This is a genomic window from Allobosea sp. GW822-FHT03F07, from assembly GCF_058801345.1.
The window spans coordinates 852,340-875,303 of record NZ_JBXAND010000001.1 but is presented as its reverse complement, the minus strand read 5'-3'; the positions used below and the strand labels follow the sequence as shown (position 1 = coordinate 875,303).

Annotated in this window: 21 protein-coding genes; 15 read left to right on the top strand and 6 right to left on the bottom strand. The window is 66.9% G+C overall.

The window, feature by feature from the left end:
• Positions 1-16 precede the first annotated feature (16 nt).
• The 10 genes from AC1RMY_RS04150 (at position 17) to AC1RMY_RS04105 (ending at position 10,234) form a co-directional block, all read left to right on the top strand.
• Entirely contained in the window at positions 17-982 is a 966-nt protein-coding gene (locus tag AC1RMY_RS04150; protein WP_492862683.1) for a 2-hydroxyacid dehydrogenase, read from the top strand.
• Between the two features lie 150 nt (positions 983-1,132).
• Positions 1,133-2,824, top strand: a complete 1,692-nt coding sequence (ccoN, locus tag AC1RMY_RS04145) for a cytochrome-c oxidase, cbb3-type subunit I (protein WP_492862682.1) — start codon at positions 1,133-1,135, stop codon at positions 2,822-2,824.
• 11 nt (positions 2,825-2,835) lie between these two features.
• Positions 2,836-3,600 (top strand): cytochrome-c oxidase, cbb3-type subunit II, encoded by a 765-nt coding sequence (gene ccoO, locus AC1RMY_RS04140; protein ID WP_492862681.1) that lies wholly within the window; start codon positions 2,836-2,838, stop codon positions 3,598-3,600.
• Positions 3,601-3,611: 11 nt separating this feature from the next.
• Positions 3,612-3,767, top strand: coding sequence for a cbb3-type cytochrome c oxidase subunit 3 (locus AC1RMY_RS04135; protein ID WP_492862680.1), 156 nt, complete (start codon positions 3,612-3,614; stop codon positions 3,765-3,767).
• An 18-nt stretch (positions 3,768-3,785) separates the two neighbouring features.
• Positions 3,786-4,673 (top strand): cytochrome-c oxidase, cbb3-type subunit III, encoded by an 888-nt coding sequence (gene ccoP / locus AC1RMY_RS04130; RefSeq protein ID WP_492862679.1) that lies wholly within the window; start codon positions 3,786-3,788, stop codon positions 4,671-4,673.
• 2 nt (positions 4,674-4,675) lie between these two features.
• On the top strand, positions 4,676-6,118 hold the full coding sequence (gene ccoG, locus AC1RMY_RS04125) for a cytochrome c oxidase accessory protein CcoG (RefSeq protein ID WP_492862678.1): 1,443 nt from the start codon (positions 4,676-4,678) through the stop codon (positions 6,116-6,118).
• Between the two features lie 36 nt (positions 6,119-6,154).
• Complete coding sequence (locus AC1RMY_RS04120; RefSeq protein ID WP_492862677.1) at positions 6,155-6,679, top strand: FixH family protein; 525 nt, start codon at positions 6,155-6,157, stop codon at positions 6,677-6,679.
• 4 nt (positions 6,680-6,683) lie between these two features.
• Positions 6,684-8,891, top strand: coding sequence for a heavy metal translocating P-type ATPase (locus AC1RMY_RS04115; protein ID WP_492862676.1), 2,208 nt, complete (start codon positions 6,684-6,686; stop codon positions 8,889-8,891).
• The gene (ccoS, locus tag AC1RMY_RS04110; RefSeq protein ID WP_492862675.1) at positions 8,888-9,100 is read left to right on the top strand and encodes a cbb3-type cytochrome oxidase assembly protein CcoS; all 213 of its coding nucleotides are present in this window, start codon (positions 8,888-8,890) and stop codon (positions 9,098-9,100) included. Before AC1RMY_RS04115 ends, ccoS begins: the two co-directional genes overlap by 4 nt.
• 102 nt (positions 9,101-9,202) lie before the next feature.
• On the top strand, positions 9,203-10,234 hold the full coding sequence (locus tag AC1RMY_RS04105; protein WP_492862674.1) for an NAD-dependent epimerase: 1,032 nt from the start codon (positions 9,203-9,205) through the stop codon (positions 10,232-10,234).
• Here the strand turns inward: AC1RMY_RS04105 and AC1RMY_RS04100 are convergent, their stop codons facing one another.
• From AC1RMY_RS04100 to AC1RMY_RS04085, 4 genes are all read right to left on the bottom strand, one after another.
• Complete coding sequence (locus tag AC1RMY_RS04100; RefSeq protein WP_492862673.1) at positions 10,235-11,788, bottom strand: methyl-accepting chemotaxis protein; 1,554 nt, start codon at positions 11,786-11,788, stop codon at positions 10,235-10,237.
• Between the two features lie 139 nt (positions 11,789-11,927).
• Positions 11,928-13,019, bottom strand: a complete 1,092-nt coding sequence (locus AC1RMY_RS04095) for an SMP-30/gluconolactonase/LRE family protein (protein WP_492862672.1) — start codon at positions 13,017-13,019, stop codon at positions 11,928-11,930.
• A 133-nt stretch (positions 13,020-13,152) separates the two neighbouring features.
• Positions 13,153-13,866, bottom strand: a complete 714-nt coding sequence (locus AC1RMY_RS04090) for a ribonuclease activity regulator RraA (RefSeq protein WP_492862671.1) — start codon at positions 13,864-13,866, stop codon at positions 13,153-13,155.
• A gap of 161 nt (positions 13,867-14,027) precedes the next feature.
• On the bottom strand, positions 14,028-15,002 hold the full coding sequence (locus AC1RMY_RS04085; protein ID WP_492862670.1) for a Bug family tripartite tricarboxylate transporter substrate binding protein: 975 nt from the start codon (positions 15,000-15,002) through the stop codon (positions 14,028-14,030).
• 231 nt (positions 15,003-15,233) lie between these two features.
• Between AC1RMY_RS04085 and AC1RMY_RS04080 the strand changes: the two genes are divergently transcribed.
• From AC1RMY_RS04080 to AC1RMY_RS04065, 4 genes are all read left to right on the top strand, one after another.
• The gene (locus AC1RMY_RS04080; protein ID WP_492862669.1) at positions 15,234-15,938 is read left to right on the top strand and encodes a GntR family transcriptional regulator; all 705 of its coding nucleotides are present in this window, start codon (positions 15,234-15,236) and stop codon (positions 15,936-15,938) included.
• On the top strand, positions 15,928-16,845 hold the full coding sequence (locus tag AC1RMY_RS04075) for a dihydrodipicolinate synthase family protein (protein WP_492862668.1): 918 nt from the start codon (positions 15,928-15,930) through the stop codon (positions 16,843-16,845). Before AC1RMY_RS04080 ends, AC1RMY_RS04075 begins: the two co-directional genes overlap by 11 nt.
• Positions 16,846-17,017: 172 nt before the next feature.
• Positions 17,018-18,751 carry an L-arabinonate dehydratase gene (gene araD / locus AC1RMY_RS04070; RefSeq protein WP_492862667.1) on the top strand — a complete coding sequence of 578 codons (1,734 nt, stop codon included), beginning with the start codon at positions 17,018-17,020 and terminating at the stop codon, positions 18,749-18,751.
• Between the two features lie 197 nt (positions 18,752-18,948).
• Positions 18,949-19,695: an FkbM family methyltransferase gene (locus AC1RMY_RS04065; protein WP_492862666.1), complete on the top strand. Its 747-nt coding sequence runs from the start codon at positions 18,949-18,951 to the stop codon at positions 19,693-19,695.
• Between the two features lie 15 nt (positions 19,696-19,710).
• Here AC1RMY_RS04065 and AC1RMY_RS04060 read toward each other — a convergent pair whose 3' ends face one another.
• Together AC1RMY_RS04060 and AC1RMY_RS04055 are read right to left on the bottom strand one after the other, a co-directional pair.
• Positions 19,711-21,105 (bottom strand): DUF2793 domain-containing protein, encoded by a 1,395-nt coding sequence (locus tag AC1RMY_RS04060; RefSeq protein WP_492862665.1) that lies wholly within the window; start codon positions 21,103-21,105, stop codon positions 19,711-19,713.
• A gap of 123 nt (positions 21,106-21,228) precedes the next feature.
• A complete protein-coding gene (locus AC1RMY_RS04055; RefSeq protein ID WP_492862664.1) occupies positions 21,229-21,978 on the bottom strand; it encodes an aspartate/glutamate racemase family protein in 750 nt (249 codons plus the stop codon).
• A gap of 184 nt (positions 21,979-22,162) precedes the next feature.
• Between AC1RMY_RS04055 and AC1RMY_RS04050 the strand changes: the two genes are divergently transcribed.
• Positions 22,163-22,909, top strand: a complete 747-nt coding sequence (locus AC1RMY_RS04050) for a helix-turn-helix domain-containing protein (RefSeq protein WP_492862663.1) — start codon at positions 22,163-22,165, stop codon at positions 22,907-22,909.
• The last annotated feature ends 55 nt before the right edge of the window (positions 22,910-22,964 follow it).

Here is a 22,964-nt window from a genome sequence, read left to right as displayed (position 1 = left end):
AAACACGGACTGCCCGATGACCGAAACCATCTGCCTCCTCGACATGACCACCCCGGCCCGCGCCGACAGGCTGCGCGCGCTGCTGCCGCCGGGCTTCGTGCTGACCCACGGCACCGAGCGCGGCGACGAGCACATGAAGCAGATCATCGCCGATGCCGATTACGCCATCTCCGGTCAGGTCGCCGTCTCCGGCGATGTGCTGCGCGCAGCCAAGAAGCTGAAGCTCCTGCACAAATGGGGCGTCGGCTACGACAACATCGACATCGCGACCGCCAGGGAACTCGGCATCAAGGTGGCGCGCACCACCGGCAGCAACGCGCTCCCCGTCGCCGAATTCGCGCTCGGGCTGATGCTCTCGTCGCTGCGCTATATCGGCTACGGCCATGCCGAGCTGAAGAAGGGTCACTGGAGCACGGGCCACCTGCCCGGCGACACCTTCATGCTGTCGGGCAAGACGGTCGGCATCGTCGGCTTCGGTGCGATCGGCCAGAATGTCGCGAAGTTGCTCAAGGGCTTCGGCTGCACGATCCTCTACTCCAAGCGCCAGCCGCTGAGCGCCGCCGAGGAAGCCGCGCTCGGTGTCAGATATGCCACGATCGACGAGATCCTGGCGCAGTCGGACGTGGTTTCGCTGCACTGCCCGCTGACGCCGGAAACCACCAATCTGATCGGCACCAAGGCCCTGGCCGCGATGAAGAAGACCGCCGTGCTGATCAACTGCGCGCGCGGCGGCGTCGTCAACGAGGCAGAACTGGTCGTCGCCCTGCGCGACCGCGTGATCGCGGGCGCCGCGATGGACGTCTATTCGATCGAGCCGCTGCCCGCCGACAGCGAATTGCTGACGCTCGACAACATCGTCGTCACGCCCCATCTCGCCGCGATGGCCGCCGACAACTTCGCCCCCACCGTCTCGCGCATGTTCGCCAACATCGCCCATGTCTCGCGCGGTGAGGCAGTTCCGGAAAAGGACGTCGTGGTCTGACGGCTGACCCTGCGCCCGTGGCGCCGCGGACAACCGCGCCGCCCCGGCACGTCCGCTTGACCTGAATCAACGCCTCCCCGCCCCGCCCCAGCTATGCGTCGCTCCTGACGGCGTGCGCGCACAGCGCCGCAATGCGAGCAGGGGTTGAGCATGGCGACGACGGGCAATCCGATCAGGCAGGCGACGATGGGCGAGCTGACCGGCATGGCGCTGGCGGCCGCGACCTTTGTGGGGCTGCTGCTGATCGCGGCGAAGACAGACCATTCCGGCTACGCCTTCCACGCGCTCATCGGCATGGCGGCCGCACTCGCCACGATCTTCGGTATCGCGAATCGCTGCTTCAGGCCGGGCGTTGTCCCGGCCCCGCAGGAGATCGACGGCCGGCCCAACTACAACATGGAGCCGGTGAAGTTCGCCACCCTCGCCGCGATGTTCTGGGGCGTCGCCGGCTTCACGGTCGGGCTGATCATCGCGCTGCAACTCGCCTTCCCGGCACTGAATTTCGATCTGCCCTGGATCAACTTCGGCCGCCTGCGTCCGCTTCACACCTCTGCGGTGATCTTCGCCTTCGGCGGCAATGTCCTGCTCGCAACCTCCTTCTACGTCGTGCAGCGCACCTCTCGCGCCCGCCTCGCGGGAGACCTGTCGCCCTGGTTCGTGGTGCTCGGCTACAACCTCTTCATCGTCATCGCCGGCACCGGCTACCTGCTCGGCATCACCCAAGGCAAGGAATACGCCGAGCCGGAATGGTATGCCGATCTCTGGCTGACCATCGTCTGGGTCACCTATCTGCTGGTCTTCCTGATGACGCTGGCGAAGCGCAAGGAGCCGCACATCTATGTCGCCAACTGGTTCTTCCTCGCCTTCATCCTGACGATCGCGGTCCTGCATCTCGGCAACAACCTGGCCCTGCCGGTCTCGATCTTCTCGCCGCGTTCCTACATCGTCTGGTCGGGCGTGCAGGATGCCATGTTCCAGTGGTGGTACGGCCACAATGCGGTGGGCTTCTTCCTCACCGCCGGCTTCCTCGCGATCGTCTATTACTTCGTGCCCAAGCGCGCCAACCGGCCGGTCTACAGCTACCGGCTCTCGATCATCCATTTCTGGGCGCTGATCTTCATCTACATCTGGGCAGGTCCCCACCACCTGCACTACACCGCCCTGCCCGACTGGGCGCAGACGCTGGGCATGACCTTTTCGATCATGCTCTGGATGCCTTCCTGGGGCGGCATGATCAACGGCGTCATGACCTTGTCGGGCGCCTGGGACAAGCTGCGCACCGACCCCGTGCTGCGCCTGATGGTCGTCTCGCTCGCCTTCTACGGCATGTCGACCTTCGAGGGTCCGCTGATGTCGATCAAGGCGGTCAACTCGCTGTCGCACTACACCGACTGGACCATCGGCCATGTCCATTCCGGCGCGCTCGGCTGGGTCGCCTACATCTCCTTCGGCGCGATCTACTGCCTCGTTCCCTGGCTCTGGAACCGCAAGGAGCTGTATTCGCTCAAGCTGGTGAACTGGCACTTCTGGATCTCGACGCTCGGCATTGTCTTCTACATCTGCGCGATGTGGGTCTCGGGCATCCTCCAGGGCCTGATGTGGCGCGCCTATACCTCGCTCGGCTTCCTCGAATACTCCTTCATCGAGACCGTCGCCGCGATGCACCCCTTCTATGTCATCCGCGCGCTCGGCGGCGCGCTCTTCCTGACCGGCGCGCTGATCATGGTGTTCAACCTGTGGATGACGATCCGCAGCGGGACGCCCGAAAGCACCCATGACAGCGTCCGCGACCTCACCCAGGACAACGCGCCGCTGCAGCCCCGCCTCGTGCCGGCCGAGTAAGGACCGCCTCCATGACGAGCATCGAACACAAGGCTCCGCGCCAGTCGCTCTGGTCGAAGCATAAGATTTTCGAGACCAACTCCATCATCCTGATCATCGGCGTGCTGCTGGTGATCTCGGTCGGCGGCCTCGTCGAGATCGCGCCGCTCTTCTACCTCCGGAACACGATCGAGAAGGTCGAGGGCATGCGCCCCTACACTCCGCTCGAGCTGGCCGGCCGCGCCATCTATGTCCGCGAGGGCTGCTACAACTGCCACAGCCAGATGATCCGGCCGCTGCGCGACGAGATCGAGCGCTACGGGCATTACTCGCTCGCCGCCGAGAGCATGTACGACAAGCCCTTCCAGTGGGGCTCCAAGCGCACCGGGCCGGACCTCGCCCGCGTCGGCGGCAAGTATTCCGACGAGTGGCAGCGCGTGCATCTCGCCGAGCCGCGCTCGCTGGTGCCGCAGTCGATCATGCCGGGCTATCCCTTCCTGGCGCAGACCGAGCTGAGCTATGCCGACATCGCCAACGAGCTGCGCGCCAATCGCGGCGGCGGCGTGCCCTATACCGACGAGATGATCGCGCAGGCAGCGACCGACCTGCGGGCCCAGGCCATGCCGGACCATCCCAAGGCGGGCGAACTCGAGGCGCGCTACCCGAAGGTGCAGGCGCGCGACTTCGACGGCGACCCCGCCCGCATCACCGAAGCCGACGCGCTGATCGCCTATCTCCAGGTCCTCGGCACACTCGTCGATTTCAAGCTTTACGACGGCAAAGCCAACATCCGCTGAGCGAGGTCATCATGGACACAACCTATCAGTGGCTCGCGCGCTTCGCCCAGTCCGCCGGCCTCCTCTACTTCGTCGGCATCTTCCTCGCCGTCTGCATCTACGCCTTCTGGCCGGCCAATCGCGCCCGTTTCGAGCAGGCCGCCCGCACCCCGCTGCAGGACGATTGAGCCAAGGACGACCGAGCCATGAACAAGCATCCGGACACGCCTCACGACGTCGACGCCCATACCGGCCAGACCACGACCGGCCATGAATGGGACGGCATCCGCGAACTCAACACGCCGCTGCCGCGCTGGTGGCTCGGCATCTTCTACGCCACGATCGTCTGGTCGGTCGGCTACTGGGTGGTCTATCCCGCCTGGCCGCTGATCAACGACGCGACCAAAGGCGTGATCGGCTACGCCACGCGCAGCGAGATCGCGCGGGACCTCGCCTTGCTCCAGCAATACCGCGCCACCCAGGCGAGCGGGCTGGCGGAAGCCTCGCTGGAGCAGATCAAGGCCGAACCCGCGCTGTTCCGCATCGCGATGGCGCAGGGCAGGGCCGCCTTCGGCGACAATTGCGCGGCCTGCCACGGCGTCGGCGGGGCCGGCGCCAAGGGCTACCCCAACCTGAACGACGACGACTGGCTCTGGGGCGGCACTCTCGCCCAGATCCGGCAGACGCTGGAGCACGGCATCCGCGTCGCCGGCAACAACGATACCCGGATTAGCCAGATGCCGGCCTTCGGCAAGGACGGCATGCTCAAGCCGGCCGAGATCCGCACCGTTGCCAACCATGTCCGGGAACTGGCCGGCCTGCCCACCGAGGCCAAGGCGGACCTCGCCAAGGGCCGCGAGCTCTACGCCGCCAATTGCGCCGCCTGCCATGGCGAGGCCGGCAAGGGCAACAAGGAGCTCGGCGCGCCCGACCTTACCGACGCCATCTCCCTCTACGGCATGGACATGGCCTCGTTGACCGAGACCATCGCCAACAGCCGCGCAGGCGTGATGCCGGCCTGGGGCAACCGCCTCGACGCGACCACGCTCAAAGCCCTGACCATCTATGTGCATTCGCTGGGGGGAGGCCAGTAGTCATGGCCGCCCCCGGTGCCGATGCAGACGACCTGCCGCTCTTCGCGGCGACGAAGAAGGTCTATCCCCAGAGCGTGTCCGGCCCCTTCCGGCGCGCCAAGTGGCTGATCCTCGCGCTCTGCCTCGGCATCTACTACCTGCTGCCCTTCCTGCGCTGGGATCGCGGGCCGAACCTGCCCAACCAGGCGGTGCTCGCCGATCTCGCCAATGCGCGCTTCTATTTCTTCTTCATCGAACTCTGGCCGCAGGAGGTCTATTACTTCACCGGCCTGCTGATCCTGGCCGCCTTCGTGCTGTTCCTGATGAATGCGCTCGCAGGCCGCGTCTGGTGCGGCTATCTCTGCCCGCAGACGGTCTGGACCGACCTCTTCCTCGCGGTCGAGCGCTTCTTCGAGGGCGACCGGCGCGAGCGTATCAAACGCGACGAAGGCCCCTGGGATGCCGACAAGGTCTGGCGCAAGAGCGCCAAGCACACGGTCTGGCTTTTGATCGCCTGGTGGACCGGCGGCGCCTGGGTGCTCTACTTCGCCGATGCGCCGACGCTGGTGCGCCAGTTGGCGAGCTTCGAGGCGCCCCTCGTCGCCTACGCGTCGATCGCGATCCTCACCTTCACGACCTATGCGCTGGCCGGCATCATGCGCGAGCAGGTCTGCACCTATATGTGCCCCTGGCCGCGCATCCAGGCGGCCCTGACCGATGACGAGGCCCTCAACGTCACCTATCGCTACGACCGCGGCGACCCGCGCGTCTCGTTCAAGCAGGCGCAGCGCCTGCGTGCGCAGGGGCAGCCGGCTGGCGACTGCGTCGACTGCCGGCAATGCGTGGCGGTCTGCCCGACCGGCATCGACATCCGCGACGGCGCCCAGCTCGACTGCATCCAGTGCGGCCTCTGCATCGACGCCTGCGACAACGTCATGGACAAGATCGGCCGGGCGAAGGGGCTGATCGGCTACGACACCGAGGACAACGTCAAGCGCCGTATCGCCGGCGAGAAGGCGGTCTACAAACCGCTGCGCCTGCGCACGGTGACCTACGCCGCGCTGATCCTGCTGGTCGGCGGCGCGATGGTCTATCAGCTCGCCACGCGACGCACGGTCGAGCTTTCGGTGCTGCACGAGCGCTCGCCTCTCTTCGTCAGGCTGAGCGACGGCTCGATCCGCAACGCCTACACCATCCGGATCCTGAACAAGCGGCCGCATGAGCGCCCCTTCGCGCTGAGCGTCGAGGGACTGCCGGGCCTCCGCGTCGAGACGGTCGGCGTCGCGGCGACGGCTGACCTGCGCCCGATCGTGACGGTCGAGCCCGATACCTCCCGCGAGGTCCGCGTCCTCGTGACGCTGCCGGCCGACAGCCATCCCGACAAGTCCCAGATGATCACCTTCACCGTCGCCGATCTGTTCGCCGGCGAGACCGTGACCGCCCGGGATCACTTCATCGCACCCTGAGGGGGCAAGGCCATGTCCTGCTGCGGAGGCTTCATCATGCCCGTCGATCTCACCGCCCCCGTGGAACACCCACCAAGCCGCCCCTTCCGCCTCAGCGGCCGCATGGTGCTCGCCGGCATGGTCGGCTTCTTCCTGGTCGTCGCGGGCGCCAACGCTGTGATGATGACCGTCGCCATCCGCACCATGCCGGGCGTCGACGTGAAGAGCGCCTATGAGACGAGCCAGCGCTTCAACGGCGAGATCGCGCGCATGCAGGCGCAGGTCGAGCGCGGCTGGCAGGCCAGTGCGCAGCTTCGCCGCTCCGGTCCCGACGCCGTGGTGACGCTTTCGCTGCGCGACCGCAACGGTGCACCCGTCACCGGCCTGGCGGTCGATGCGCGGCTCGAACATCCCGCGACCCGCCGGGAGGACCGTGAGGCCCTCCTCGCCGAGACGGCCCCCGGCGACTACGCCGCCACGATCCCCGCCATCCATGGCGGCGGCTGGACGCTCGCCATCGAAGCGCTGAGCGGCGACGAACGCGTCTTCGTCTCGCGCAGCCGCATCGTCCTGAAGGATTGAGCTCATGGCCACGCAGCAGGATCTCTCGGTCTTCGTCCGCCATGGCGAGGGTGGCGTCGCGGGCATGGAGCTGGCGGTCGAGGGCATCCGCTGCGCCGGCTGCATGCAGGCGATCGAAAACGGCCTCGGCCGCGATGCCGCGATCCTGAAGGCGCGCGTCAATCTCGCCCTGAAGCGCGTCACCGTCGAATGGAAGGAAGGCGCGCTCAGGCCCGAGGCCGTGATCGAGCGCCTGGGCGCCCTCGGCTTCAAGGCCTATCCCTTCCTGCCTTCGGCCGAGCGCGACAGCGTCACCCAGGAAGAACGGCGCCTCCTGCGCTACCTCGCCGTCGCCGGCTTCGCGGCGATGAACATCATGCTGCTCTCGGTCTCCGTCTGGTCGGGCAACAATGGCGACATCAGCCCGGTCACGCGCGACTTCTTCCACTGGCTCTCGGCGCTGATCGCTCTGCCCACGGCCGCCTATGCCGGCCGGCCCTTCTTCGAAAGTGCGGTCAGGGCACTGCGGGCCGGAGCCGTCAACATGGACGTCCCGATCACGCTCGGCATCGTGCTGGCGTTGGGGATGTCCGTGGTCGAGACGGCCAACCACTCGCAGCACGCCTATTTCGACGGCGCGGTCATGCTGATCTTCTTCCTGCTGATCGGCCGCTATCTCGACCAGATGATGCGTCGGCGCACCCGCGACCTCGCCGGCAATCTCGCCGCGCTCAAGGCCGAGACCGCGACCAAGCTGATGCCAAACGGCACCACCACGATCCTGCCGATCGCTGCAGTGTCGCCGGGGGATCTCGTTCTGGTGCAGCCGGGCGAGCGCGTCTGTGTGGATGGCATCGTCGAGAACGGCCGTTCCGAGATCGACCGCAGCCTCATCACCGGCGAGACCGATCCCGCCGCGATCGAGGCCGGAGCGCAGGTCCATGCCGGCACCATGAACCTGTCGGGAGCCTTGACCATACGCGTCGAGGCCGCCGGCACCGGCACGCTCCTCGACGAGATCGACCGGCTCATGGCGCAGGCCGTCGAGACCCGCTCGCGCTATGTCCGCCTTTCGGATCGGGCCGCGCGGCTCTATGCGCCGCTGGTCCACGCCACGGCGCTGGCGACGCTGATCGGCTGGATCGCCTTCGGCCTCGCCTGGCAGCAGGCGCTGATCATCGCCATCACCGTGCTCATCATCACCTGCCCTTGCGCGCTCGGCCTCGCGATCCCCGCCGTACAGGTGGTCGCAGCCTCGGCACTGTTCCGCCGCCAGATCATGCTGAAGGAGGGCGACGCGCTCGAACGCCTGGCCGAGGCCGACATGGTGGTCTTCGACAAGACGGGCACGCTGACCCTGCCCGAGCCGGACCTGCTCAACGCGAGGGAGGTCGGTACCGAGGCGATCAAAGTCGCGGCCGCGCTGGCGGCGGCGAGCCGCCACCCCCTCGCCCAGGCGATCAGCCGCGCCGCCGGGAGCCCTGCGCCCATTGCCGATACGCAGGAGCATCATGGGGCAGGCCTCGCGGCCATCGTCGACGGCCAGGAGATGCGCCTCGGCAGCGCCAGCTTCTGCGAGACGGAAAGCTTGGCCGCGCAGGTCGGTGCGGCCTACCCCACCGCCTCGCTCATTTGCTGGCGGCACGGAGAAACCTGCGCCGTCTTCGCGGTGGGCCAGCGGCTGCGGCCGGAGGCCCGCGCCTGCGTCGATGCGCTCGGACGCCTCGGAATCGAGGTCATGATCCTCTCCGGCGATCGCGAGACGGCCGTAGCCACCGTCGCCCGCGATCTCGGCATCGCCACCTGGAAAGCCGGGCTTCGTCCCGACGAGAAGCTGCATGCGCTCGACGGCCTCGCGGCGCGCGGCCGCAAGGTGCTGATGGTCGGGGACGGGCTGAACGACGCGCCGGCGCTGGCCAAGGCCCATGTCTCGATCTCGCCGATCAGCGCGACGCATCTCGCCCAGGCGGCCGCCGACATCGTCTTCCTGGGCGACAGCCTCGCTCCCGTCGCAGCCAGCATCGGCATCGCGCGCCGGGCGCGGGGCCTGATGATGGAGAACCTCTGGTTCGCGGTTCTCTACAACGCCGTCGCGGTCCCGATCGCGATCGCGGGACTGGCGACGCCGCTGGTCGCGGCTGCCGCCATGTCGGGCTCTTCGCTGGTCGTCACGCTCAATGCCCTGCGCGCGGCGAGGCGGGCGCCGCAAACCTCCGAGGAGGCCACATCATGAACATCCTGGTGGTCCTGTTCCCGCTCGCGCTCGGCCTCGGCCTGATCGGGCTCGCGGCGTTCTTCTGGTGCATGCGCAACGGCCAATATGCCGATCTCGAAGGCTCGGGCTGGCGCGTCCTGCAGGATGACGACCTCGGCATCGACAACAGACTTGTGGACGACCGGCTGGATGACGAAGCTGCCGCCGAGCGTGCCCGCCCTGCTTGATTGACACGCCGAGCGATCTGAAACATTGGATTTGGCTTCCGGGGATCGTTCCGGACGATCTTCTGTCATCATTCGCCCTGAGGGGCGGCGAGCCTGACAACCATGGTTTCTCCGCAACGCGTGCTTCTGACGGGAGCCGCCGGTTTTGTCGGCTTCCATGTGACGGAAGCGTTGCTGGCCCGGGGCAGCCAGGTCCTCGGCATCGACAACCTGACGCCCTATTATGACCCGACGTTGAAGCAGGCCCGTCTCGACCGGCTGATGCCGCGCAACGGCTTCAGCTTCGAGCCGATCGACATTGCCGATTACGATGCGATGCAGGCTGCCTTCGCCGCCTTCCGGCCCGAGGTCGTCATCCATCTCGCGGCACAGGCCGGCGTGCGCTATTCGCTCGACAATCCGCGCGCCTATGCCCACTCCAATCTCGACGGTTTCCTGTCGGTGCTGGAAGCTTGCCGGCACCACCCGGTCGCGCATCTGATCTACGCCTCGTCGAGCTCGGTCTATGGTGCCAACGCCAAGGTGCCGTTCAGCGAGCACGACGGCGCCGACCATCCGGTCTCGCTCTATGCCGCGACCAAGCGTGCCAACGAGCTGATGGCGCATAGCTATTCGCAGCTCTACGGCATACCCGCGACGGGGTTACGCTTCTTCACGGTCTACGGTCCCTGGGGCCGGCCCGACATGGCCTATTTCAAGTTCACCAAGGCGATCCTCGAGGGAACGCCGATCGACGTCTACGCCGAAGGCGAGATGAGCCGCGACTTCACCTATGTCGACGACGTCAGCGAGGCGATCGCCCGGCTCACCGACCTGCCGCCGGTGCCGGTCTCCGCGCCTGTCGGTCAGCCGGACGACGCCGCCACGGCCGCCGCACCCTGGCGCATCTACAATATCGGAAACCATACCCCGGTCCCGCTCGACCGCTTCATCGCCGTGATCGAAGCCGCCTGCGGCAAACAGGCGATCAAGCGGCATCTGCCGATGCAGCCCGGCGACGTGCGAGCCACCTATGCCGACGTCTCCGACCTGATGGCGCGGGTTGATTTCAGGCCGGACACGCCGATCGAGACCGGCATCGCCCGCTTCGTCGCCTGGTACCGGGAATTCTACGAGGCCGGGACGGCGGCGTGATCAGCCCCTGACCACGTCGCGGGAGAACCGGGCGACGGATTCATCGAGCCGTCGCGCCGAGGCATCGACCTCCGCGGCTGCCTCGGAAACCTGCCGGCCATTGCCCATCGTGCGCGCAGCATCGGCGACGACGAGATCGATCGCACCAGCCGCCTGTTCCGTTTCCTGTACCGTGCGCGAGAGCACATCCACCATGGTACGGATCGCTTCGGCCTGCTGATCGACCGCCACAACGATGCCGCCGGTCGCCCCGACGATCGCCTCGGTCGAGACGCTGATGTTCATGACGGCGGCCATTGAGCGCTCGGTGGCGGCGCGAACCTCGCCGATCCGCTCCGAAATCTCCTGCGTCGCCGCCTCCGTGCGGGCCGCCAACCCCTTCACCTCGGTCGCGACGACCGCGAAGCCGCGCCCAGCCAGGCCGGCACGTGCCGCCTCGATCGTCGCATTGAGGGCAAGCAGGTTGGTCTGGGCCGCGATTTCCCGGATCAGGTCCGAAACCTCGCCGATGTCGTGTACCGCCTGCGTCAACTGCGCCTTGACGGCCACCGAGGCATCGACGTCCGAGGCCGCCGTCCGCACGAGTTCCGTCGTCCGATCGGCCTCGTTCCGGATCAGGGAGATCGTCTCGTTCAGCCGGTGGGAGCACAGTTCGACGGAGACAATGCCGGTCCTGGCTTCACCAACCTTCGTCAGTACGCCCGCAAGCTGGTCCTGCGACCTCTGCGAGATCGCGACGAGTTGCTCCGCCGCGCCGTTCATGTGGCCTACCGACTGGAAGACGGGCTGGAGAATAGTGCCGATCTCGTGGCGGAACACGTCCGCCTGCCGTTCGACACACTCGGCTCGCGCCTCTTCGAGCCGCGCCTGGGCCTGTGCCTCCAGACCGAGCGCCTGCGCACTTCTGATCGCACGGACCCGATCGATGAAGAGCTGCGCCATGCTGCGCAGCGAGACCAGCATGACTGAGCCATAGATCCCCTGAAAGACGAGGTTCTCCAGCATATGGTCGGGCGGCGAGAGCGCGATATGGACGATGCGCGCCCCCAGGATCAGCCCGGCGAAGAGCAGCGCGGCCGAGGGCATGCTCGCCATGGTGAAGGTGCCCGCGCAGACCAGCCCTGCCAGCAAGGTCGCCGTCAGCACCTCCATCTGCGGCACGGCGGCCGGATTGATGACCACGGCCATCACGACCCAGGGTGCCGCCATGATCACGGTATCGGTCAGGATCCGGTCGTTGAACTTCACTGAGGGCGCATCCTCGCGCTTGCGCTCCCTGACTCGTTGGATCCGCAGGATGCCCAGCAGGCCGCTGGCGACGACCCCGGCACTCCACAGCAGCGGAAACCACAACCAGCCATGGAACATCGCGGCAATCGCGACGAGGACGGCCGAGAGCAGATTCGACACCAGGATGGCGGGAAGAACGCGCGCAAACATGTCCGCCTGCGCCATGCGCAGGGCGGCCGTATCGGCTTCGCTCAGCCTGGACATGCCGAACTGGCGATTGACCCAGGCGTCGTAGCGACTGGCCAGGGTCGAGCTCGTGATCATGGCCGGATGGCCCGCGTCGTCATGAACCGCCTTCCCCCGCGCATCGATGCGGCTAGACCCTCGCAGAGAGGTCTCAAACGGGGGTTAACGCGGCGGTGCGGCAGCGTCGAACCGCCGCCGCACCTCAGATCGAGGTCGCTCAGACGGCGCCATGCGCCTCGACATAGAGCGCATAGAGCGAGTGGCTGCTCGCCATGTAGAGCCGGTTCCCCTTCGGCCCGCCGAAGCAGAGATTGGCGCAGCGCTCCGGCAGGCGGATGAAGGCGAGCGGCTTGCCCGCCGGGCTGAACACCATCACCCCGTCGAGGTCTTCCGGCTTGCCCCTCAGCGTGAAGACCTTGCGGCCTCCGGCATCGGTGGCTTCGGCGTTCAGCGCGCCATTGCTGCCATAGCCGCACCAGAGATTGCCGTCGCGATCGACCTTGAAGCCGTCGAGCGCGCCGAAATCGGCGGCGTCGACCACCTTGGTCTTGTTCGAGGCCTTGCCCTGCGCGTCGATGTCGAAGCTCCAGATCGAGCGGTTCGGCGTGCCGCGCCACTCGACGACATAGAGCTTCTTCTCGTCCGGCGAGAAGGCGAGGCCGTTGGGGTTGAGCAGGTCGGTGACGACCGCGGTCAGCTTGCCGTCGCTGCCGATGCGATAAACGTTCGTCGTCGCCTGCTCCGGCTTGGCGCGCGAGCCTTCCCATTCGCCATTGATGCCGAACAGCGGATCGGTGAACCAGATCGTATCGTCGGACTTCACTACGATGTCGTTGGGCGCGTTGAGGCGCTTGCCCTCGAAGGCATCGGCGAGGACCGTGATCTTGCCGTTCTTCTCGGTGCGGGTGACGCGACGCGTCACCGAATGCTCGCAGGTGACCAGGCGGCCCTGCCGGTCGCGCGTGTTGCCATTGGCGAAGTTCGCGTTGTCGCGGAAGACCGTGAAAGAGCCCTTCACCTCGTCGAATTTCATGATCCGGTTGTTGGGGATGTCGCTGACGAGGACATAGCGCCCTTCCGGGAAATAGACCGGCCCCTCGGCCCAGCGCATGCCGCTGGCGAGCTGTTCGATCGAACTCGAATAGATCCGGTACTTTGCGAAGCTCGGGTCCAGGATCTCGACCGAGGGGTCGGGATAGCGCTGGTTCGGCTTGAACGGAAAGGCCTGCGCGAAAGCCGGGCCGGCGATCGCGGTGCCAGCGGCGGCGAGGCCGCCCGCGAGCAGCCGGCGACGTGATGTTTCGATCATTGTTCCCTCCAGGTTTTTGTGTCGTTGCACACTTCTTTTCGTCCGTGATTGCCATGCGCGGACGCGCCATGGCGTCCGCCCTCCCTGTCTCCTCTGTCCGGCTGGGCCTTGGTTCGGCAGGCTTTCGATCGGGCTACGACCAGCCCGGCCGCCATTTCGCGAACTCGGCCTTGGTCTCGGCATTCGCCGGGTAAAGTCCGAAGATCCCCTGGCCCCCGCGCACGCGCTCGGCGACGAAGTCCTCATAGGCGGTCTGCTCATAGACCTCCGGCGCGATCTCGTTGGCGAGATGGGCCGGGATCACGCAGACCCCCTCGCCATCGCCGACGATGATGTCGCCGGGATAGACGGCGACATCGCCGCAGGCGATCGGCGCGTTGATGTCCAGCGCGTGATGGCGGATCAGGTTGGTCGGCGCGCTCGGGCGGTTGTGATAGGCCGGGATCGCCATGCCGGCGATTTCCGGGCTGTCACGGAAACCGCCGTCGGTGACGATACCGGCGACGCCGCGCTGCATCAGCCGCGAGACCAGGATGCCGCCGGCCGATGCCGCGCGCGGGTCCTTGCGGCTGTCGATCACCATGACATGACCGGCCGGGCAATCCTCGACGGCGCGCCGCTGCGGATGCTGCGTGCCCTCGAAGGTGCCGAGATGGTCGAGATCCTCACGGGCGGGAATGTAGCGCAGCGTAAAGGCCTCGCCGACCATGCTCTCGGATTTCTGGCTCAGCGGCCGCACGTCCTGGATGAAGACGTTGCGGAAGCCGCGCTTGAAGAGGGCGGTCGTCAGCGTCGCGGTCGAGACGCGCTTGAGCTTCTTGCGGTTTTCGTCGGTCAGGGCAGTCATGATCTTGGCTAAGGCTCCAGCGAAGGGTCGAGCATGTCGTCAGCGTGAGACGAATGGCGTGGCGGTCGAGAACCGGAGCGGAGCGGACCTCGGTCCGCGAGCACCGGAAGCGCAGACCGCCGCGTCAGGCGGCCGCGCTGGCGGGATGATCGGCCCTTCGATCACTCGATTTTGACGTTCGCCTTCTGCGCTACATCGGCCCAGCGCTTGGTTTCGGCGGCGATATGGGCGGTGAACTGCTCCTGGGTCGAGCCGACCGGATCGACGCCGAGCTTCTTCATCTGGTCGATGACGGCGGGTTCGCGCATGATCGCCTGAACCTCGGTCGAGAGCTTGGCGACGATCTCCTTGGGCACGCCGGACGGCGCGAAGAAGCCGTGCCAGGAGGCAGCCGCGTAGCCCGGAATGAACTCGGCCAGCGCCGGCATGTCCTTGGCGACGGCGAGCCGCTCCGGCGTGGCCGTCGCCAGCGCGCGGATCTTGCCAGCCTCGACATGCGGCCAGGCGATGGTGATGTTGTCGAAGGTGATCTGGATCTGGCCCGAGAGCAGGTCCTGGGTGACCTGCCCGCTCGAGCGATAGGGCACATGCACCATGTCGGTTCCGGTCGAGACCTTGAAGAGTTCGGCCGCCATATGGGTCGAGGTGCCGGCACCCGACGAGCCGAACGAGTATTTGCCGGGGTTCTTCTTCAGCAGGTCGATCAGTTCCGGAACCGTCTTCGCCGGCAGGTCGATATTGACCATCAGGATGTTCGGGACGCTGGCAACCTGCGAAATCGGCGCGAAATCCTTGATGTGGTCGAACGGCATCTTGACGTAGACGGCCGGGTTGATCGCATGGGTCGAAACCGTGCCCATGGTCAGGGTGTAGCCGTCCGGCGCCGCCCGCGCCACTGCCGCCACGCCGGTGTTGCCGCCGGCGCCCGGGCGGTTCTCGACGATGAACTTGCCGCCGAGCCTGGCGCCGAGCCGGTCGGCCAGCACGCGACCGAGGAGGTCGGTCGTGCCGCCCGCGGCGAACGGCACCACGATGGTCACCACCTTGTTGCCGGGATAGTCGGCCTGCGCCAGCGCGCCCGGCGCGGCCATCAGGCATGCGGCGGCTGCGATCATCGCCCTGCGTGTCGTCGTCATCGATCTTCCTCCGGTTTTTGCGTGTCCTCGCACCGGCGCGTTTGCGGCCGGCGTGGTCCGTTCGCGGACCCTTGGAAAACCGAATAGCACATGATTCCAGATTTGAAATCTGAAATTTCAGACTTGCCGCCGCTTGTCCTTTGTGGTGAGTGATGCGGAAATGGCGTCGGGACCGCGCGACCCTCCGGCACGGATTCGCGGTCAAGACCGGCGCCGCCTTTCGGAACCACGATGTCTGACACGCTCACGATCGAACCTGTCGCCCCGCATCTGCTGCGCTCCCTGCGCGAGCACGTGCATGAGCGGCTGCGCCGGGCGATCGTCGCGGGCCAGTTCCGCAACGGCGAGCGGCTGAACGAGCGCCATCTCGCCGAGATGCTCGGCGTCAGCACGACGCCGGTGAAGGACGCCATCCGCAAGTTGGAAAGCGAGGGGCTGGTGCGCACCGAGGCGCGGCGCGGCGTCTTCGTCGAATTCTCGGCCCGTCAGGCCCTGGAGATGGCGCTCGGCCGGGCCGCGCTCGAAAGCGTCATGGCTCACATCGCCGCGAACCGGATCGGCGACGCCGACATCGCCGAGATCGCAAGGCTGATCGAGGAGATGGCCCATGCCACGCAGCACAGCGCGCTGGAGGACCTCGTCATGCTGAACGAGGCCTATCATGGCGCGATCCACCGGATTTCCGGCTGCACCTATCTGGAGCGCAGGCTCGACGGACAGCGCATGTACGACCATGCCCAGCGCATCGCGCTGTTGTCGGAGCCCTCCGAACGGGGCCAGGGCTTCGAGGAGCATCGCGCGATCTTCGAGGCGCTCAGGGAGCGCGAGCCCGCGCTCGCGGAACAGAGAATGCGCCGCCACATCGTCCGCTCGGCGAAAGCCCATGTGCGGCAGGTGTTCGGTGCCGATGCGGAAGGGTTGGACTATGACGAATAACAAGGTGAGAGGCGCACTCCGCGGCATCTCCGGCGTGCATGTCACCGCTTGGGGCACCGATGGCGAGGCCGATTGGGCGGTGACGGGCAAGATCGTCGCGCGTATCGCGCAGGCCGGCATCCACAACATCGTCTCGGCCGGCAACACCGGCGAGTTCTACCCCATGACGACGGACGAAGTGGTGCGCAGCCACGCCGTCGCGGCCGAAGCCGCCGCCGGCAAGGCGCTGGTGACGGCCGGCATCGGCCGCTCGCTTCGCGAGGCCATCTCGACCGGAAAGCTCGCCGCCAAGGCCGGTTGCGACGCGGTGATGGTCCATCACCCGCTCGACCCATTCGCCGCGCCGCATTCGCAGGCCGACTACGTCATCGCCATCGCCGAGGCGCTGACGATCCCCCTCGTCGCCTATATCCGCTCCGACGCCATCGGCGTGAAGGATCTCGTCCGCGTCGCGACGCATCCGAACGTCGCCGGCGTGAAATTCGCCTCCAGCAACATGATGCTGCTGGCCGAATGCGTGCGCGCGACGCAAGGCACCAGCGCCAACTGGATCTGCGGCCTCGCCGAAGGCTGGGCGGCACCATTCTATGCGCTCGGCGCGCGCGGCTTCACCTCGGGCCTGATCAATGTCGCGCCGGAACGCTCGCTCGCCGTCTGGCGCGCACTCGAAAAGGGCGACTACGCCGCGGCCCGCTTGGAGGTCGACGCCATCGCCGGCTTCGAGACCTTGCGCACGAAATACGGCAACGGCGCCAATGTCACCGTGGTCAAGGAGGCGCTCGGCCTGCTCGGCACGAATGTCGGCCCCGTCCGCCTGCCCGGCCTGCCGGAGCTGAACGCCGCCGAGAAGGCCGAGCTGCGCGCCATCGTCGCGAGCTGGGGCGCGGCGAAAGCGGCGGCCGAGTAGCATCACCGCCCCACTACCCTCCCCGTCATCCCGGACAAGCCGCGCAAGCGGCGCAGATCCGGGATCCATCGGAGGCCGCACCGCTCTACGATGGATCCCGGGTCTGCGCTTCGCTTGCCCGGGATGACGCTGCGGTTCGAGAGCGAAAAGAACAAGTCTGAAGGAAACGCCGATGCCATCCCATCCCAGGAAAACGCCCGACACGCTGCGCTCGAAGCGCTGGTTCGGCGCCAGCGACCTGCGCTCCTTCGGCCATCGCTCGCGGGCGCTGCAGATGGGCTTTTCCCATGACGAGTTCATGGGCAAGCCGGTCATCGGCATCATCAACACCTGGTCCGAGATCAACCCCTGCCACACCCATCTGCGCGACCGCGCCGATGCCGTCAGGCGCGCGGTCTGGGCTGCCGGCGGCTTCCCGGTCGAAATCCCCGTAATGTCGGTCTCCGAGCAGTACCAGAAGCCGACCACCATGCTCTATCGCAACTTCCTGGCGATGGAGACGGAGGAATCGATCCGCTCCCACCCACTCGACGGCGCAGTCCTCCTCGGCGGCTGCGACAAGTCCACGCCCGCCTTGATCATGGGCGCCTGCTCGGCCGGCTTGCCCTTCATCTATGTCCCGGCGGGGCCGATGCTGCGCGGCAACTGGGCCGGCAAGGTGCTGGGTTCCGGCGCCGACGTCTGGAAATACTGGGCCGAGAAGGAAGCGGGTAACATCACCGACGACCAGTGGAAGGACATGGAGAGCGGCATCGCCCGCTCGCACGGCACCTGCATGGTGATGGGCACCGCCGCGACCATGATGAGCCATGCCGAGGTGCTGGGCCTGACGCTGCCCGGCGCCTCCGCTATTCCTGCGGCAGACGCAGCCCATCCCCGCATGGCAGCCGCCGCCGGCAAGCGCATCGTCGAGATGGTCTGGGAGGATTTGACACCCGACCGCATCCTGACCCGCAAGAGCTTCGAGAACGCGCTGACCGTGCATATGGCGGTCGCCGGCTCCACCAACGCGATCATCCACCTGATCGCCATGGCGGGCCGCGCCGGCGTCTCGTTGACGCCCGACGATTTCGACAAGTTCTCCCGTACGGTCCCGGTCATCGCCAATCTGCGACCCTCCGGCGATTTCCTGATGGAGGACTTCTTCTATGCCGGCGGCCTGCCCGCATTGCTCAAGCAGCTCGAGAGCAAGCTCCACACCGACGCCATGACCGTCACCGGCAAGCCGCTCGCCGAGACGATCGCCCTCGCCACGGTCTATGACGACAACGTCATCCGCCCCCTCGACAACGCCGTGACCACCGCCAACGGACTCGCGGTCCTCAAGGGCAACCTCGCCCCCGATGGCTGCGTCATCAAGCCGTCCGCCGCCGAGCCGCGCCTGCTCAAGCATTCAGGCCCGGCCCTCGTCTTCGAGGACTACGATGCGATGATGAAGGCGGTGAACGACGAGAGCCTCGACGTCACGCCCGACCACATCATGGTGCTGAAGAACTGTGGCCCCGTCGGCGGCCCAGGCATGCCGGAATGGGGCATGATGCCGATCCCGCGCAAGCTCCTGAAGCACGGCGTGCGCGACATGCTGCGCATCTCGGACGCGCGCATGTCCGGCACCAGCTACGGCGCCTGCGTCCTGCACGTCGCGCCCGAGGCCTATATCAAGGGCCCGCTCGCCGCAGTTAAGTCCGGCGACATCATCACCGTGGACGTCGAGGCACGCAGCATCTCGGTGGGCCTCACCGATGCCGAGATTGCCGAGCGCCTGAAGAGTTGGACCCCGCCCGACCGCGATTACCCGCGTGGCTGGGGCAAGATGTCGGCTGCCCATATCCGCCAGGCCGACAAGGGCTGCGATTTCGATTATCTCGAAGGCACGGCGAAGATTCCCGAGCCGGAGATTCATTGAACGCGGCGAAATAGCCTCCCCATCGAAAAATATTCGCACCGTCATCCCGGGCTTGCCCCGGGATCCATCGAAGGCCGCCGCGCTCTACGATGGATCCAGGAACGGCGCTGCTCTGCAGCTTGTCCGGGGTGACGCACAGGTTCCGTCGGAAAGCCGTTTGACCTACGCTGCCGTCCCGCTCTCGCGAGACATGCCCCGTGTCGTCAACACCGCCCTCGCCCCGCCTCTCCTGGCAAGCCGCCTTCGAGGCGCCGACCAATTCCCAGATCGAGCAGGAGCGCTGGGTGCTGGCGATGTGTCTCGGCCGGCGCGGCGGGCGCTTCGCCGATATCGGCGCCTTCGACGGCGTGCTCCACAGCAACACCTATTTTCTGGAGACCGATCACGGCTGGAGCGGCGTTCTGGTCGAGCCAAACCCGCTCCTGTTCGCGAAGCTCGCGGCCAGTCGCCGCGCGACCTGCCTCGAGCGCGCGGTACATCGCGAAGGCGGGCAGCTCCTCTCCTTCGTCGCGTCTCAGGAGATCGGCACGCTTGCCGAATACGCCGAATCCGACCGCTATGCCGAGGATCGCCGGCGGGCGATCAGCGAGAACGGCCTGATCACGGTCGAGACCGTCACCTTCGACGAGATGGACGCTGCCGATGGCCGCCCTGGCAGCGGCTTCGACTATGTCTCGCTCGACACCGAAGGTTCCGAGCTCGACATCCTCCGGACGATCGATCTCACCCGCCACCAGATCGCGCTCTTCACCATCGAGCATAATTTCGCCGAGCCGCGCCGCGAGACGATGCGCGTCCTGCTCGCAGAGGCCGGCTATGACAGACTGAATGTCGGCTTCGACGACTGGTATTGGCACGAAGGCCATCTGCGCGAACGCAATGGCGGCACCCTCCCCGACATCGCCGCCGTCCACGCCCATGTAAAGAGCATCTATCAGGATTGAACCACCTCGACCGCGTCACAACTCGGCGTCGAAGGCGATACTCCCGAACGCAGCCTGCACGCGCCCCGTCGTCGCAGCCGTGACGCTCGCCCACGCCTCCCGCCGCGACAGAACGGTGATCATCTCGCTGCCACCGGCGACATTGGATGCTCCCGAGATCGCGAATGCAGCGGAGGGTGCGGTCCGCATCCGCACCGGCAGCAGGACCATCTGCTGCGCCGCGCCGCCGGCGGCCTGATAGGCGTCGAGCGCGAGCGCGCTGTCCGGCCGCCAATGGTATCGGCCGCAGAGCGCCTCCTCCAGCGTCGCCGGCCGCGCCACCCAAGGGCTGGGCTGCCTGCCGAATTCGAGCTTGATGCGCGCCAGCGTCACCGCTCCGCTCGCCGGTGCGATCGACACCGCCAGCGGCCCCGCATCGCCGACTGCAGGTGTCAGTGTCACGCCGCGGCGCCCGCTTCCAGCCGCGATCACGCCTGACGCGCTACCGATCGCGACCGAGAGGTTTCCCCCCGCCAGCCCCTCCACCGAAAGCGTCAGCGGCAGGCCGGCGAAGGAAGCGACGCCCCACAAGGCCGGCTCGACAGGCTGGACGATGGCGCCGCTCGATAGCGTCAGCACATGTCCGGCGAGCGACAGCGTCGCGCCCGCCCCGCCGGCCTTCCAGCGGTCGAAGCCATAGGCGCCGACGGCCAGCGCACCACCGGCAAAGCCGCGCTGGTTGATCTGCAGATCCCCATTGATCAGCAGGTTCTGCCCACCGGCCCAGGGTGTCGCCGGCAGCGCCACCTCGCCCGTCGCCCGGTCGACCACCATCGCCTCGGCCCAGCCGGAGCCGTCGGCGCTCACCTTGACATGCAGGTCGTCATCGCCCGCGAGCCCGATCTCGGCCCGGCCGGAATAGCCGTCCTGGAACAGCAGGCTTGCGGTATCGCCCGCAGCGGCCTTGTTGAGCTTCATCTGGTGCCCGGCACCGGCATGGTTGAACAGGCTGGCCTGCGCTTGGACGACGAAGCGTGTCGTGGCGTCGGCGGTGCCGTTGACGCCCCACAAGGTCGCGCCGAGGCTGCTGAGCGGGCTGTCGCGCCGCCATTCCGTTCCGGTCCAGAGATGATGCTCGCCCTCGTCGGCGACCCAGGCCTGCCAGCCGGGCCGGGGGACCAGGAAGGTCCAGCCCCCGTCCTCGAACAGCGCGACCTGGTTGGCGCGGCCGGCGAAAGCCCCGCTGCCTCCGTCCGGCACGATATAGGCCGAGAGTTCCGTCGGCGTGGCGGGCGGCGTCGCCTGCGTGCGGCTGTCGACGACGAGATGGATCAGCGCGTCGATCCGCGTCAGGGCGTCGTTATGGGTGACATGCTTCTGCGCCTGCCCGGCGGCGAGCAAGGGCAGCGAAAGCCGCGGCGTAGCGATCATGGGGCCTCGCGAGGGTTCGAATTGCGAACCGCATCATTCGCTCTGCCTGACCCGGCGGGGATAACTCCGCCCGCTTGTCCCCGCGCTCAGCCGAAGGCGCGCGGCCGCAGGCCCGATTCTATCCTACCCAAAGACGCGAGGCCGCAGGCCCGCGTGGAACCAGGTGATCATCGAATAAATGTCGTAGACCGGCAGCCCCGTTGCCGCCTGCACGGCCGCCGCATAGGGCGGCATGTTCGTGCATTCCAGGACGATCGCCCCGACATCGGGATTGCGCGCGACGAGGTCGAGCGCCGCGTCGACGACATCCCGCTCGGCCAGGTCGATATCCATGTCGTCCTTTTCCGCCTTGATCAGCACGCGGAAGAACTCCAGCCCATTCTCCGTGCCGGCAATCGGCGTGTCGAGCGGCACACCGGCGCCTTCGAGATGAGCCGGAGTCAGGCTGCCGGCCGAAACCGTCACCACGCCGACGCGCTTGCCCTGCGGCAGCGTCGCCTGCACCGAGGGCACCTGCATCAGCGAGGAAGTCGCTACCGGCACGCCGACCGCAGCGGCAAGTTCATGCTGGAACAGGGCGAGAAAACCGCAATTGGTGGTGATGGCTTCCGCACCGAGGCGCACGAGATCCTGCGCCGCGGCGACGAAATCCGGCAGCAGCCCGGCTGCCCCTTTGAGCACGACCTTGTCCGGGCTGGCGCCGCCGACGACACGATACAGCACCGGAAACGGCCAGGTCGCGCCATTGCCCATGTCGCCGAGGATGCGCGGGAACCGCGCCTCCAGCATCAGGATGCCGAGTGGCGCGCCATAGATCGCTTTTCCGCCGCGCGCGATCCGCCCGCTCCGAGATGTGACAGCGGTGATCGTCATGGCTGATTCCCCTAGATGGATGGCCGCCGAGAGGTAGCGCGGACGCCTCTTGGAAGCCAATGTCGGGCGGCCGACTTTTTGCCGCATTGCAATAGCCGAAACGAACGGCCACGGATAACCGGCTATGAATTCATGCCGGGTCTTCGCCGCGGACAAGGATCGCAACGGCCTTCGAGGACGATGAGTGAATCGCAACCTGACACATGGCTGTGACGGCATCCCTCTCGGCGCCCAAATCGGTGACCATGCCTGGCAGAGCTGCCAGGCATGCGAAATCAGGGCCTTTAGCGCCTGCGCCGCCCTCTCGACGGACGAACTGGCAACGCTGCAAGCGCTGGCGAGCCAGGTTCGCTTTGGCCCGAAGGAGGCCTTGCTGCTTCAGGGACAATCGGCCGCCACCGTCTATAACATCACCTCCGGCACCGTGCGCCTCTACTCCCTGCTGCCGGACGGACGCCGCCAGATCGTCGGCTTCGCGCTGCCGGGCGACTTCATCGGGCTGTCGATGCAGGAGACCGCCAGCATCTCCGCCGATGCGCTCGACACGGTCACCGCCTGCGCCTTCTCGCGCGTCGCCTATTCGGTGCTGGCTGACTCGAAGCCATTCCTGCTGCGGCGTCTCCACGACATGGCGAACCATGAGCTGACTCTGGCGCAAGAGCAGATGATGCTGCTCGGCCGCCGCAGCGCCGAGGAAAAGGTCATCTGCTTCCTCCTGGCGATGCAGCGACGCTGGAACAGGATCGGGCTTGCCTCCGTGACCGTGCCATTGCCCATGGGCCGGCAGGACATCGCCGATTTCCTCGGCCTGACCATCGAGACCGTGAGCCGGACGCTGACCCGGCTGGCCCGCAACCGCGTGATCCTGATCGTGCCGAACGGCGTCAGGCTGTTGAACAGCAGCCATATGGCGATGGTCGCCGCCGCGTGAGATCGTCGACACCAAAGCTCCGATGCCTTGCCGGATAGGCTCCGGGGCTTGTACC

Excerpts from the sequence above, each read along its gene's own strand:
- AC1RMY_RS04055 (WP_492862664.1), bottom strand. The coding sequence starts at position 21,978 with ATGACGATCACCGCTGTCACATCTCGGAGCGGGCGGATCGCGCGCGGC.
- AC1RMY_RS04075 (WP_492862668.1), top strand. The coding sequence starts at position 15,928 with ATGACGAATAACAAGGTGAGAGGCGCACTCCGCGGCATCTCCGGCGTG.
- ccoP (WP_492862679.1), top strand. The coding sequence starts at position 3,786 with ATGAACAAGCATCCGGACACGCCTCACGACGTCGACGCCCATACCGGC.
- AC1RMY_RS04135 (WP_492862680.1), top strand. The coding sequence starts at position 3,612 with ATGGACACAACCTATCAGTGGCTCGCGCGCTTCGCCCAGTCCGCCGGC.
- araD (WP_492862667.1), top strand. The coding sequence starts at position 17,018 with ATGCCATCCCATCCCAGGAAAACGCCCGACACGCTGCGCTCGAAGCGC.
- AC1RMY_RS04120 (WP_492862677.1), top strand. The coding sequence starts at position 6,155 with ATGCCCGTCGATCTCACCGCCCCCGTGGAACACCCACCAAGCCGCCCC.
- AC1RMY_RS04100 (WP_492862673.1), bottom strand. The coding sequence starts at position 11,788 with ATGATCACGAGCTCGACCCTGGCCAGTCGCTACGACGCCTGGGTCAAT.
- ccoN (WP_492862682.1), top strand. The coding sequence starts at position 1,133 with ATGGCGACGACGGGCAATCCGATCAGGCAGGCGACGATGGGCGAGCTG.
- AC1RMY_RS04080 (WP_492862669.1), top strand. The coding sequence starts at position 15,234 with ATGTCTGACACGCTCACGATCGAACCTGTCGCCCCGCATCTGCTGCGC.
- AC1RMY_RS04115 (WP_492862676.1), top strand. The coding sequence starts at position 6,684 with ATGGCCACGCAGCAGGATCTCTCGGTCTTCGTCCGCCATGGCGAGGGT.
- AC1RMY_RS04060 (WP_492862665.1), bottom strand. The coding sequence starts at position 21,105 with ATGATCGCTACGCCGCGGCTTTCGCTGCCCTTGCTCGCCGCCGGGCAG.
- AC1RMY_RS04150 (WP_492862683.1), top strand. The coding sequence starts at position 17 with ATGACCGAAACCATCTGCCTCCTCGACATGACCACCCCGGCCCGCGCC.
- AC1RMY_RS04105 (WP_492862674.1), top strand. The coding sequence starts at position 9,203 with ATGGTTTCTCCGCAACGCGTGCTTCTGACGGGAGCCGCCGGTTTTGTC.
- AC1RMY_RS04095 (WP_492862672.1), bottom strand. The coding sequence starts at position 13,019 with ATGATCGAAACATCACGTCGCCGGCTGCTCGCGGGCGGCCTCGCCGCC.
- ccoO (WP_492862681.1), top strand. The coding sequence starts at position 2,836 with ATGACGAGCATCGAACACAAGGCTCCGCGCCAGTCGCTCTGGTCGAAG.
- ccoS (WP_492862675.1), top strand. The coding sequence starts at position 8,888 with ATGAACATCCTGGTGGTCCTGTTCCCGCTCGCGCTCGGCCTCGGCCTG.
- ccoG (WP_492862678.1), top strand. The coding sequence starts at position 4,676 with ATGGCCGCCCCCGGTGCCGATGCAGACGACCTGCCGCTCTTCGCGGCG.
- AC1RMY_RS04085 (WP_492862670.1), bottom strand. The coding sequence starts at position 15,002 with ATGACGACGACACGCAGGGCGATGATCGCAGCCGCCGCATGCCTGATG.
- AC1RMY_RS04090 (WP_492862671.1), bottom strand. The coding sequence starts at position 13,866 with ATGACTGCCCTGACCGACGAAAACCGCAAGAAGCTCAAGCGCGTCTCG.